The organism is Wolbachia endosymbiont (group B) of Lycaena phlaeas (genome assembly GCF_947251875.1).
Classification (GTDB): domain Bacteria; phylum Pseudomonadota; class Alphaproteobacteria; order Rickettsiales; family Anaplasmataceae; genus Wolbachia.
This window is the reverse complement of record NZ_OX366392.1, coordinates 86,819-100,482: the sequence shown is the minus strand read 5'-3', so window position 1 is coordinate 100,482 and position 13,664 is coordinate 86,819. Positions and strand designations below refer to the sequence as shown.

The 13,664-nt window shown below is 34.4% G+C and carries 9 protein-coding genes and 1 pseudogene; 4 read left to right on the top strand and 6 right to left on the bottom strand.

Going from position 1 to position 13,664, the window contains the following annotated elements; genetic code table 11:
* Positions 1-140 precede the first annotated feature (140 nt).
* From OPR37_RS00440 to OPR37_RS00430, 3 genes are all read right to left on the bottom strand, one after another.
* Positions 141-1,160, bottom strand: coding sequence for an IS110 family RNA-guided transposase (locus OPR37_RS00440; protein WP_214303242.1), 1,020 nt, complete (start codon positions 1,158-1,160; stop codon positions 141-143).
* A gap of 433 nt (positions 1,161-1,593) precedes the next feature.
* Positions 1,594-2,475: an FKBP-type peptidyl-prolyl cis-trans isomerase gene (locus OPR37_RS00435; RefSeq protein ID WP_019236754.1), complete on the bottom strand. Its 882-nt coding sequence runs from the start codon at positions 2,473-2,475 to the stop codon at positions 1,594-1,596.
* Complete coding sequence (locus OPR37_RS00430; protein WP_019236755.1) at positions 2,468-3,250, bottom strand: polyprenyl synthetase family protein; 783 nt, start codon at positions 3,248-3,250, stop codon at positions 2,468-2,470. Before OPR37_RS00430 ends, OPR37_RS00435 begins: the two co-directional genes overlap by 8 nt.
* A gap of 127 nt (positions 3,251-3,377) precedes the next feature.
* On the opposite strand from OPR37_RS00430, the gene acpP reads away from it, so the two are divergent.
* Both acpP and fabF read left to right on the top strand, forming a co-directional pair.
* The gene (acpP, locus tag OPR37_RS00425) at positions 3,378-3,638 is read left to right on the top strand and encodes an acyl carrier protein (protein ID WP_007302173.1); all 261 of its coding nucleotides are present in this window, start codon (positions 3,378-3,380) and stop codon (positions 3,636-3,638) included.
* A gap of 6 nt (positions 3,639-3,644) precedes the next feature.
* Positions 3,645-4,907 (top strand): beta-ketoacyl-ACP synthase II, encoded by a 1,263-nt coding sequence (gene fabF / locus OPR37_RS00420; RefSeq protein ID WP_265016854.1) that lies wholly within the window; start codon positions 3,645-3,647, stop codon positions 4,905-4,907.
* 506 nt (positions 4,908-5,413) lie between these two features.
* On the opposite strand, the pseudogene OPR37_RS06250 reads toward fabF, so the two are convergent.
* A pseudogene (locus OPR37_RS06250) lies at positions 5,414-6,354 on the bottom strand (IS5 family transposase).
* A 189-nt stretch (positions 6,355-6,543) separates the two neighbouring features.
* On the opposite strand from OPR37_RS06250, the gene murA reads away from it, so the two are divergent.
* Together murA and thyX are read left to right on the top strand one after the other, a co-directional pair.
* Complete coding sequence (gene murA / locus OPR37_RS00400) at positions 6,544-7,821, top strand: UDP-N-acetylglucosamine 1-carboxyvinyltransferase (RefSeq protein WP_264684912.1); 1,278 nt, start codon at positions 6,544-6,546, stop codon at positions 7,819-7,821.
* Between the two features lie 9 nt (positions 7,822-7,830).
* Entirely contained in the window at positions 7,831-8,673 is an 843-nt protein-coding gene (thyX, locus tag OPR37_RS00395) for an FAD-dependent thymidylate synthase (protein ID WP_007302176.1), read from the top strand.
* A 24-nt stretch (positions 8,674-8,697) separates the two neighbouring features.
* Here the strand turns inward: thyX and OPR37_RS00390 are convergent, their stop codons facing one another.
* Positions 8,698-9,870: a hypothetical protein gene (locus tag OPR37_RS00390; RefSeq protein ID WP_019236757.1), complete on the bottom strand. Its 1,173-nt coding sequence runs from the start codon at positions 9,868-9,870 to the stop codon at positions 8,698-8,700.
* Positions 9,871-10,205: 335 nt separating this feature from the next.
* On the bottom strand, positions 10,206-13,661 hold the full coding sequence (locus OPR37_RS00385) for an ankyrin repeat domain-containing protein (RefSeq protein WP_264684911.1): 3,456 nt from the start codon (positions 13,659-13,661) through the stop codon (positions 10,206-10,208).
* Between the last annotated feature and the right edge of the window lie 3 nt (positions 13,662-13,664).

Here is a 13,664-nt window from a genome sequence, read left to right as displayed (position 1 = left end):
CACTATACTTGTTAGGCGGAAGTGGACGGCAACATGTACGCCACGAAGTCTATGCTTCAACTTATCCTCTTGCTTATCCCTTCCATCGGCATTGCTATCTTTACTTTCAGTAAAATTATTGTTTTATACTTCTTTAGTGTTTATTGATAGCAAAACTCTTTTCTATCGATTAGCATCTTATGCATAATCACGGCTAATTTTCTTGCTACTGCAACAATTGCTTTTTTCATGCCCTTTTTCTTTTTAAGCTTCAATCCCCAGCTTCTTAATTTAAATGTCCTTTTACATTTTACCAGTAAGACCTGCGCGGCTTCATATAACATATTCCTACAGTCCACTGGTCCCATTTTTGATATACTTCCGTGTCGATCAATCTCACCAGAAGCGTACTGTCTTGGACTTAATCCCATATAGGCTCCAACTGTATAAGATGTTTCAAACCTATGCAGATCATCTATTGCAGCTTTATATGTCATTGCTACTATAATACCAACTCCTGGAACAGTAGTTAATAATTTACAATCCTCATCTTTTTTGCTTTGTTCTGAGAGCATTTTATCAAGTTTTCTTATTGATTCTTCTATTATTTCTAAACTATGTACTAATGATTCAATTGAGGTTTGGCTAATTTCATCTAGATTATTAACCATTTCTTGCACTTTTAAAGCAAAGTTTGCAGAACTAAGACGTTGATTAACTTTTATCCCGTATATTTTCAGTAATCCCCTTATTGTTCCCGCAATTTGCTCTCTGCAACGTATTAATTGTCTTCTGCTTCCAAGTATTATTTTAACCTGACAAGCTTCGTCTGATTTTACTAATACCTCCTTAAATAGCCCAACTCTCATCATTTGTGCTATGCCTCTTGCATCATTTTTATCATTCTTATTGATTCTCGCAGATAATGCTGCTGCCATATGCCTTGCATCTACACAAGTTACTGGTAATCCAAGATTCCTCAACTCTTTGCACATCGATATTGATAATTGCCCGCTTTCTATTCCTATGGACTCGTATTTTTTGTTTTGACCAAGCAGAAACTCAGCTATTGCACTGCTTTCACTTGCAACAACCCCTTCTTTAACAATTTTTCCTTTCTCATCAATGATACTAATAAAAGTTTCTTTGAGTGAGACATCTAACCCGCTATAATGTTTCATGAGACTACTCCTACTGTAAAAGTTTAAATTATTCTTGAAGAACTAATTCATTGAATTTGTTACTTCGTGCTAAAATAATGGAGTATGTCTCTCCATCATTCAATAGCAATTACAGTATGTATGCTCAAGTTCAAATTTGTTCTTCAGGTAGTCAAAAACTGTTTCAATCATAAATTTCCTTCAGAAAAATTAATGCATTTTTCACACTCTATTTTTTCCTTGCGTATATATTAGCATACAAAAGTAAAGTTTTAATAAAATACTATTTAAGTAATCTCATCAGAGTCTGGTTTTCTGAATTAAGATTTTACACTAGCTTACTTGTACAAGCGAAATTTTTTGAACTTCAGTGTAATATTTTTACTCTATACTATTTTGTCTATCTTATGTTCTCTTCTCTCTTAATTTGCTATCTTTGCCAATCATAGTTAAGCTATTCCTTAATGGCAAAATCTAAGCTTAAATCAATTATTGAGATATTTTCTTCATCAAAATCTATTTCTTTTATTAATATACCAGTTAAAAGATCAGGTGGAGAAAGAACTGTTCTTTTATTACCAGCCCTCATTCCCACAACTCCAAGTTCTATAGCAAGCGGCATTTTTCTGTCACCAACTTTAAACTGCACTGTTTGATCTTTGACTATATACTCACCATTATATCTCTTTATGCTATATTGAGCCGATATCTCATCACCACACTTTACTTGTTTTCTAGTTTTGTTAATTAAGTCATTAAAAATCATTAGGTTATTTACTGAATCAGGATATTTATCTTTTACTTCAATCAGTTTGATGTAATAAGAGTTAAAACTCATTTTGTTGTCATCAGCAGCAATAGTAACTACACGCTCTCCACCTTCTTTCATACCTATTACCCCTAAACTCACTTCTTTTAAGTAATCCTGACCTATTTTCAAATTGACATCAGTCGGAAGTAGCGTTGCTAGGTTGTTGGAGACTTTGTACATTTGTAGCAGGACTTCTTGGCCACAGAAAGCCTTACTGCCGCTGCCTTCAGTAATTTCATAAAATTTTATCGTCTCTTCTTCCTTTTGCTGTGTTATTTCTTCTAAATATTCTGCTAGCCCATGCTTTTCAATATAGCGATCAAGTGCTGATTCAAGTATGGGCTTTACTAGATAACGTGCTATCGTCTGTGTTAAACCATCATGTGTGGCATTTATCTCGTAAAGCTTGTCCTCTTTTTCCGGTTTATCTTTATTTATATAAACAATAGTGATTATAAAAACAGAAGCTAAAGTGAGAATCATTACTACAGAGATAAACATTTGTAATATAATTTTTCTAACCATCTTTTTTTACTTGATTCAATAAATCATATAAGTCACTAGTATTCCCTGAAAGCGTAATTAAATTATCTGAGGCCTGTTTAAAGAGACTATCTATATAGTTTTCCATTTCATTTTTTCCAAGCACGGACATTAAATTGTTTGTTTTATCTTGCTCATAATCTTCGATATCATCCTTGGCTTGAAAAATAAGCCCTAGATTTATTCCATAGTTATATAATGCTTCCCGCTCCTTGTCTGTAGCGCCTCCTATTATAGCCCCTATTTCACATGAAGCTGCAAATAGTTTTGCAGTTTTCATCAAATGAATTTCTTTTATTTTGTCAAAATCTGCACCTATATCTAAAATCTGCCCTCCCACCATTCCCTTCATTCCTATTGCTTGAGAGAGCACTTTTATGATCTCACAATTTAACAAAGATAATACCTCAAAAGCCAGGGTAAGTAATGCATCTCCGGCCAGTACTGCTGTTGCTTCACCAAATTTTTTGTGGCAGCTTGGCTGGCCTCTGCGGGTGTCACTGTTATCCATACATGGCAGATCATCGTGAATGAGGGAGTAAGCATGAATAAATTCAATTGCTGCTGCTGCTGTTATTGCTTTTTCAACCTTTATGTTGAATATCGACGAAGATGCTATAACTAAAAAAGAACGTATATGTTTTGCAGGAGCAAGAAGTACATAACGCATAGCTGATATAAGTTTATTCTCGCTATTTTCAGGTAAGAGCTTATTCACTTCTACAACAAGCAAATTTTTTGTTGTTTCGTCTAGCATTTTTAAATTTATTAACTATCGAGTGCTAAGAGATAGGAAGTTTTTAATAGTTTATATAATCATAAAAGCTATTGCAAACATCAAAATTTCTTATAACATCAGAGAATAGGTTATTTTTTAGTAAGAAATGAACGAATTGGCAAAAAGCACTAGAGAAGATATAGAAGAAAAAGTAAAGAAGATTATACTAGAGCACATCAGTAAGGATGTAGAGGGATTTAGTAGTTCTTCAAAGCTTTCAGACCATGGCACAGATAGTTTAGATGCAGTTGAAATAATCATGGCAGCTGAAGAAGAATTTGGTATAGAGATTCCTGATGAAGATGCGCAAAAAATGGAAACTATGGAACAGATAGTTGAATATGTAGTAAACAAAGCAAACAATTGATGTTGAATGAGCAAAAGAGTAGTAGTTACCGGTGTTGGCTTAATTACTCCACTAGCAGCAGATGTTAATAACACCTGGTTAAAGCTGAAAGAAGGTAAATCTGGCATAAAAGCAATCAGTACAGATAGGTTCAACTCTTCTGATCTTGCTTGCAGGGTTGCAGGACAGGTATCCTACAACGCTGAAAGCTGTTTTAATCCGCTAGATTATATTTCTGAAAAAGACCTAAAAAGAACAGATCGTTTTATTCACTACGGAATTGCAGCAGCTGTTCAGGCAGTAGAAGATTCACTAATTTTGGAAAATAAAAATATTAATAAAGAGCGAATAGGTGTAGCTATTGGTTCTGGTATAGGTGGTCTTCCATCAATTCAGGAAAATGTAATTACCATGCAGGAGAAGGGGCCTAGACGTGTTAGCCCATTTTTTGTTCCTGCAAGTCTAATAAATTTGATATCTGGTCATATTTCTATTAAATACGAATTTATAGGTCCAAATGACTCAGCGGTAACTGCATGTGCAACAGGTGCGCATGCGATTATAAACTCAGCAAGAGCTATAAAACTCGGTGAAGCTGACGTTATGATTGCAGGCGGAGCAGAAAGCGCGTTATGCAGAGTTGGAATTGCAGGTTTTGCATCGATGAAGGCGCTATCAACTAAATTCAATGATAAGCCTGAAGAGGCCTCAAGGCCATGGGACGAAGAACGCGATGGATTTGTCATGGGCGAAGGGGCCGGTATATTAGTTCTGGAAGAATATGAACATGCAAAAAAAAGGGAAGCAAAAATATATGCAGAACTCACTGGATATGGACTCACAGGAGATGCGCACCACATTACAGCACCACATCCAGAAGGAAGAGGCGCACTTAAGGCAATGGAACTTGCTTTAAGGAGTGCACAAGTAAGCCCAAGTCAAATTGGGTATATCAATGCACATGGAACTTCAACAAAACTTGGGGATAAAGTTGAAGTAATAGCAATGAAGCAGTTATTCGGTGACTATGCCTATAAAATACCTGTTTCCTCGACTAAATCTTCTATAGGACATTTACTTGGTGCCGCAGGAAGTGTTGAAGCAATATTTAGTATCCTTGCATTAAACAATGGAATTGTTCCACCAACTTTAAACCTACACAAACCTTCAGAAGGGTGTGATTTAAATTTTGTACCACTTAAAGCTCAAGAGCATAAAATTCAATATGCGCTTTCTAATTCATTTGGTTTTGGTGGTACCAACGCGTCTCTCATCTTTGGAAAGGTGTAGTTAATTATGCTATTTTGAATCGACTACGAAAATGTCATTCGAGTAGCTGAAACTGGAATGGCTTTGTTGCATCGCTACCTATGAAAGGCTAACTATACAAGCAACTTATTGAAAATCTTATTTTTTTTGCAGTCAATCTGATCAAATTTAAGAATAGTAATTTATTTTTTGTATTAGTAAATTTAATTCTACTTAAAATAGCTAAAGCATTGAAATTCTTGAATTTTAGCTAGATTAGTGAATGGTAGTAAAATTTCTTTTACTCAAATTTAGATATTCACTGACCGTCCTTACTATAAATGCTAGAATAATAAGCTACTGATATTCTTCATCTTTTTTATCTTTAATCCGCCGTAGATAGCGATGCAACAAAGCCAACTGGAATCCAGTTAAATTGGTCAGCATAAAAGTAATGTTGAAATATAACATTTTGATGATGATGAAGAAATGGATCCCAGTGGGCTTTGTTGCACAGCTCTTCGGATAGTGGGTAATGTATAATAAATTCATGAAGCCATATCAAACTTAGCCATGCCTATTTCAGTAAATTTGTTAAGCAAATAACACTTGAGTAGCAGTTCCTTCTCACGATTAATCTCAGATTTATTCCTAAAACTAAATCCAAATATTTGCTTCAGTCGCGAGAAAAAACTTTCTATATAAGATCTCTTCCAATAATTTATCTCTTTTTTCCACCTCTTCATACCATCTTCATCATATGACTTTATGAGCTTGATTGTAGAATTTCTCTCATTCATATAATCCAACTTTGGATGCTCTACTGCATTATTTTGCGGAGGAATCCTTGTCTTTATGTCAAGCTCATCGCACAGTTTGTATAACTTCTTTCGATCTATCTGCATATATCGTGCTTATGTTATACTTGGTATCCACTCTTTCAATAAGATCACAGGCTCCATAGTGGTCGGAATAAACTCCACTACTGTATTTTGCAGCTATAACTTTTTTACTACCTATCTCTAGCATTACATCTTGTTTGCTCATAGCGGCGATACTTTCTATCTGTACCATTTGCCTTACTATGGCCTGGAATATTATTGTAGATGCTGATACCTGTACTATCTATAGCAATTTCAATATCTTCCATATCGTTCTTATCAACTCTGCAGTCGTTGATTTTGATATTAAGCTTTTTAAACCTTCTTGAAGCCTGCGAATAGCTGATAATTTGCAAAATTTTCCCTATTTGCTCAAGATATTTCTCTATAAATCCCACTGTTTGCCTAAGACCAATCCTGAATAGATAGGTTATTATGTGAATTAGAATCACTACTTTGTCGCTGTAGACATTGTTGCCACCTGCTACTTTTGGACTATTTTCGTACCAATTTTCAATGGCATCGTTGATATAATGAAAAACATTTCCCCTTTCTTGAAGAAATTTGTTATATTCATTGCAGTTACTGACTTTCATTCTTATTGGCATATTTTTCCTTTGTCGGCTAAATATCTATTTTATAACAAATTCCATCAGTAACTGCCTGTTCTTTCCTTGAGTGGTGCAACAAAGCCATCCCAGTGTCAGCTACTCGAATGACTGAAGAAGAAAAAGCAAAATTTTGCCTTTTACCGCTAACCTATTATACTTACTTGATAAGTTCTATCGCTTGATTAAATGCATAAAATATTAGTAAGAAGTAACCATAAGCCCTTGATTGGAAAAATCAAGATTAATGGTTCAAAGAATGCAGTCTTGCCAATAATGGCGGCAAGCTTGTTTAGTAATTCTTCAATAACTTTGCATAACGTACCTGATTTAATTGACGTGCATTTGATGTCTGAGCTGCTTAAGAGTCTTGGTGCAGAAGTAAATTTTATATGCAATAAAGACTATAAAGCAAATCATACTTTGGAAATTGACTGTAGCAATATCAATAACCATTTAATATCACATGAAATTGCAAGCAGACTGCGAGCATCTTTTTTAATGCTAGGTCCAATGCTCAGCAGATTTGGTAGAGTTTCAACAGTATTTCCTGGTGGATGTAATATTGGAAAACGTCCTGTTGACATTCATATCAAGGCACTTGAAGCAATGGGAGCTAAAATTGAAATTGATAGCTGTAATATAACTGCAACAACAAAGGGAAAATTGCAAGGCAAAGAAATAACATTTGAAAAAGTAAGTGTTGGCGCAACAGAAAACATAATCATGTCAGCAACACTTGCAGAAGGAGTAACAACAATAAACAATGCCGCAACGGAGCCGGAAGTTCTTGATTTAATAGAGTTTCTGAAGATTATGGGTGCCAATATTGAAGTTAACAACACAAAAATCACAATAGAAGGCGTTGATGAATTAAACGGATGTGTCCACACAATCATACCAGATCGCATAGAGGCCGGTACTTATGCTTTGGCTGCTATCATTACCGACGGCGAGCTAAAGTTAGAAGGAGTAAGTTTGTCTGATATAGAATGTATTGCAAATGAATTGAAGACTATAGGAGCCAGAGTTGAGTTACATGATGATGGTATTATTATTTCTAGAAAAAATGGCTCTATTAAATCTGCTCACGTTGCAACAAATCCATATCCCAACTTTCCCAGTGATATGCAACCACAACTAATGTCTGCTATGTCAATTGCAGGTGGAATATCAATCATTGAAGAGAACGTTTTTGAAAGTAGATTTGCACATGCAAATGAGCTAAGAAAATTAGGTGCTAATATCAGCATCGAAAAAAATAAAGCTACTATAAGTGGAATAAAGAGCTTATCTGGAGCTAATCTGCATGCTAATGACTTAAGGTCAACAGCAGCTTTAATTCTCGCTTCTTTGGTAGCTAAAGGAGAAACTACAATAAATAACTCACATCATTTATGGAGAGGCTATGAAGCAATGGACGAAAAACTCAATTCATGCGGGGCTGATATTTTCGTTTCATCTTGAGGATATATTATGAATGAGACAACTAAGCGAACTACAGTAAAAGAAATAGATGACATTCTATACGAAGAACATAAAGTATTAGATCATGGATTTGTTCGAGTGATTGATTATATGGGCTCTGATAGCGCCATAGTTCAAGCTGCTCGTGTTTCTTATGGAAAGGGAACAAAACAGATAAATCAAGATGAAGCGCTTATAAAGTATTTGATGAGGCATCATCATACAACTCCATTTGAAATGTGTGAAATTAAGTTTCACGTGAAACTTCCAATTTTTATTGCAAGACAGTGGATAAGACACAGAACTGCAAATGTGAATGAATATTCCGGAAGGTATTCGATACTTGATAATGAATTTTATATACCAGAACAGGTTGCAAAACAATCTGATAATAATAAACAAGGCAGCGGTGAAGCTTTTGACTCAAGTACTTCAAAAGAAATAATAGATTCTCTAATAAATGATTCTAATTTAGTATATTCTCATTATGAGAAATTTATTGAACAGGGCCTTGCAAGGGAAATTGCCCGAACTAATCTAACACTTAATTACTATACTCAGTTTTATTGGAAAATAGATTTACACAACCTTCTTCACTTTTTAAGGCTTAGAGCTGATCAGCACGCCCAATATGAAATTAGAGTCTATGCAGAAGTTATGTTGGACATAGTAAAGAAATGGGTCCCGCTGGCCTATAATGCTTTCATTGAATACTCCTTAAAATCAGCCTGTATTTCAAAAACTGGTCTTGAAATAATTCGCAAGCTAATAAAAGGAGAAAATGTTGCGAGAGAAGAAAGTGGCATTGGTAAAAGAGAATGGAATGAGCTGATGTCTATACTTGGTAAATAGCCAAAAAGATCGAGTTATGTCCTTTCACAGACTTGCAGGTGTGAGCAACAATTTATTCATACCTTTATCAACTGATATATCAATTATTTTTGAATTTGTTCTTTCTGTTGTTTCATAAAGTTTTTCAGCTTTCTTTGAAATCAGTGTTGCATTTCTAAGTCCAATACGAACTTCGCAATAATCTGCAAAATTTTCAACATACATATCATATGAATAACGGTTTACAGCAAGTTCCATTACCCTACAAACTTCCTCTAATGTAAAATTGGCAGCTCCTGTATCAGGACAAAAGCCAACCGCTCCTTTATTAGGGTCAAAAAATATGTATTTATCATTCTCTGCTTTATACACCAACATAGAATGCCCCTCATCCTCAATGACATCTTCTTCATTACAAGCATAGCAAAAATAACTAAATTCTAAGTAGCATCCTATCTTCACATCATTTAAGAAACGTTTGATTTGTTCTTGGTTAGTATAGACCCATACTTTTGTTGAAGATAGATCGTTACATAATTGCTTATATATTATCTCATCATAATAAAATGGATCTCCTTCTCGCTTTTCAATGCTCTGAATATCAAGAATAGGTAAGAATTGCGATAAAAACTGCATCATTAATAACTTTTTCGTTTGTTCTTTTTTTCCATCAATATAATTCATAAAATCTTGTTCAGATATAATATTATCAGACTCGAGAAATCCAACAAAATCTTGCCTATTCTCTAATTTTAGAAAAGTAACAAAGTAATTTAATGAGTGACATACCCCTCTTTCGAGAGAAAAACCTAAAATTTCTTCAAATCTATCTTTTAATTGTACAATTTTAGATATACTATCTGACATAAAAGTATTCAAATTAAATTGAATAGCTTTCTCACTTTCAAATAATTTATTATATTGTTCTTCAGCTGATAAATCCGGTGCTTTGTATACATATCTACCATTTTCTCTACGTATACCTTCTATATCTTTAATTATACCTTGTTCTACATTTTTACTGATAGAAATTTGGTGCTTTCCTTTATTGGCAAATTGATTTAAAAACTCCGCAATTTCCTGTTTTGAGAGTCTTGTTTCAACTTGTCCATCTTCTCTATCTTCAGTTTTATAAAACACTTTAACTCTAGGATGTTCCTTATCAGTATAGACTTTTAATACAATAGATTGAGCAATGCGATTAACATATTTTGGCATATTGATTATTAAGATATTAACTATATATCTTAATAATAGTATAACCCACGCCACCTGTCAATTAATAAATTAATATTATTTGTTATATAAAAAAGTAAATTGCATAGTAGATTCCAGTGCTTGACACTGGAATCTAGGAATTTTGATTCTAAATTGGGTATTGGTCTAAAATTAAAATAAACGTTTGTGATGAGATTATATGAACACTGGATCCCAGTGTCGGGGCACTGGGATGACAGGAGAAGGAAACGCCGGAATGGCAGGGGAAAGAAACACTGGGATGACAGTGAAAGATCTAATTCCTTATATCAATTAATTCTCATCCACCTTTTACATTACATAAACTCATCACTTTTATAGAACATCTCATTAAAATCATTCAAAATTCCAAAATCTTGATTTTTAATAAATAGATGCCCATCTGCAATATAGGACTCAGCAAGAGTAAATGGTTCATCATGATGCTGTGATGCTGGCCTAACAATTTCATTGTACAAAACCATTACTTGCTCATAATTGTATCCACTACCATCATGATATTTACCACGTATAGTGTCATAAAAATTTCTTACATCATCATACGTAACTTGCAGTTCTACCTTATATTTCCCTATTTCAACAGCCTCACCCACTTTGATTTTTAAAGGATGTTGTTTCACATTATCTATAACAATTGTTTCCTCTTGCTTCTCTTCATCTCCTCTTATCGATCTTTTACTCCTTTCTTCACTCGCAGGTTGATCTGCTGGCATTTGGTCTATATCGTTAGATTCTTCTTCTTGCATAGTAATTTTTTTGAGATAGCTAAGCATATCCTTTCCAGCTTTTTCCCAAGTTGCAGCTTCTTTTGAAAGCTCACGATAATAAGAATCATTACCGCCTTTGCTATCTATTACATCTCTTGCTAGTCCTTTCTCTTCTGCCCATAACTCAGCATGTTCAACAAGTGTCCTGCCATCTTTGCCTACAACGTCAACGTCAGCTTTGTTTTTTATTAGATATTCTATTGTATCTAACTTTCCATGCCTCACTGCATGAACTAAAGGTGTCCAACCATCATTATCCTGAGCATTAATATTCGCACCTTTTTCAACTAACTGCTCTATCATCTTCTTATTCCCAAGATCAACAGCAAGATGCAAAGGTGTTAAGCCGTAGCTATCCTGAATATCAATATCCGCATTATGCTCTATGAGATATTTAACTACTTCCATATTTTTCATGTACATGGCAAAATGTAGTGGAGATTTACCAGAGCTAATATCACGGGTATCAACATCTATACCACGATCTATTAAGTATTTAGCAATTTCCGTATGTTTTAGCTCAATTGCATAGTGCAGCAGTGTTTGAGCTGACGTGTTTTTGATACCAAGATCTGCGCCATGCTCAATTAAACTCTTAACTATTTCCGCATTCCCTAGCTTAATAGCAGCAAGTAACGGAAAAGTATAATAACTTTTACTATTAGGATCTGCGTTATGATCTAATAGATACTTCACTATTTCTGTATTACCTGAATAAATAGCACTGTATAATGGCGTTTTGGAATAAGCATCTTGAATATTAGGATTTGCACCACGATCTATTAAGTATTTAGCTATCTCTATATTTCCAGACTCAATGGCATAGTGTAAAGGTGTCTTATAATACACATATTTAGTATTAGTTTTCTGATAATAATTGTCATGAACATTAAGATTTGCTCCATGATCAATAAGATATTTTGCTACTTCCGTATTTCCTGACTGAATGGCATAATGTAGTGGCGTTTGTCCATTATGGTCTCTTGTATCAGTATATGAATTGTGTTTTAGTAGCATTGCTACTTTGCTTAAATCTCCCAATGAAGCAGCAAAATGTAAACTCGTCGCACCTGTTACCTTATTTATCTCGTTTACTTTTCCTATAGTGTTTTCTACATTATTGTCATCAATATTCACCTTTAAGAAAGGCTGTTTATTATACTTCATAACTTTTGTTGTAACAGCTTTTCCTTGTTCGTCTTCACTCACTTTTTTAGCAGGTTGCATAGAATCTTCTCTACTGACACTTTCTATCTTGGTTTTATCACCACTTACATTATGTACTGGGCTATAACCATATAGACCCTTGCCTGTACTTTGTTGGCTTGTTGAACTTTCAACACTGTTAGATTCAACAACATTATATTCCATATGTTGTTCACCACTCAGCTCAGCCTTAACCCATTGTTTAAATTCTTGATCATAACCTTTCAGCTCAGCCAAAAAATCCTCAAATAATTTATTACCTTGAGACCTATTTGCACCAGATTTAGAAAGGCTCTTGAGCAAATTATCAATCATATCTGGGTGTTTATCTTCAAGAAATTTGATCACTTGTTCAGCATCCGAATGATAATGTTCCCCTTTATTACTCCAAATATTATTGCGCAATATTTCATCTGGTTTGAGATCTTTATTTCTTATTGCAATCAAGGCCTCTTTATCTCCGTGGTCATTGACATGCCGACCATCTTCTAAACTTGCCATATAGTTAGCAACCCCTTCATGCATGGCCTTAGATAAGACATCACCTGTACCATAATAGGAATTAATGATAGTTAAGGCGTGCCCCAATTCGTGTTTTAAAGTTTTACACGAGTCATCAAATTGGTCTTGTAGATAAAAATAAACATGAACTTCTGAGCCACGCCCTTGAACTGTTAAGCCAGAAGCGCCTTTATAGTTAACGTTCAACTCCTTAAGATAATTTTCGTAGTCACTCTTTGTATTAAATACGAAAACATTAACTTTATTTGGTATGTTGTGCCAAGGCTGAGAATTATTAATGCCAAATGCTGAATCAAAATCTTTTATAGTACTCTCGATGGCATTTTTTACACTACTCAATTTGCTCTGAGTTAATTCCTCATCATCATATTTTATATTTATTTGAAGCTTGTGTTCGCCAAAAGTCATAACTTCACTATCTGGCACAAGATCTGCCACAATTTTATCGCCACTTTTTACATCCATCCACTGCTTAAATTCTTTTTCAACTTCTGAGTTATTCAAAAGATGTTTGAATTTTGATATCGCTTGTACTCTATCGAAGGACATTTCAGTAAGCAATTGCTTTATGAATTGAGGATGTTTTTCTTGTAGGAATGTCACTAAGCAATCTGATATTCTATAGTCGTTAGACATACTTGCTATTTTATATGGTGTATCATGCCCAGATTCATGCATTTTATTGTATGCTTCTTTTGTATAATGCATATCGCGAGTGCTTTCTTTTTTAGCTGCATCATAGCTCCACATGAAAAGCTTCATACCGGTACGTAAAACTTCAGGTACTGTATCCATATTACCGGTAGAGTACTCAAGAAATGCATCGCTCATTTTCTCCATTAAAATTTTAGATTTTGCGCAAAGTAAACCATTTACATCTCCAACAATAAAAGTCTTTGCTATCGTGCCGTCAGCTTCGTGTGCTCTGACCGTTCCACCACCCCATAATTCTCTATGGTCCTTACCACCTGAAAGTTCCTTGATGTGAGCTTTGTAATCATCGTAATTTTTCAGCACATAAAGCTGCAATTTTACTGGACCAGAATGAACGCTTTTTTGTGAATAGAAATTATCAGACCAGGCTCCGTAAGCATCTTTTACAGTTTGTTTTATATACTCAGGGGTATAACTAGCTAATCCCCCATATTTTACTTCTATTGTAAGCTGATCGTTTATTACTATACTTTCTTTATTTGGAAATAATTTTTTAATCAAAGTTTGTGATTTATCATATTCAGAATTTGTTTTAAATTTCATATT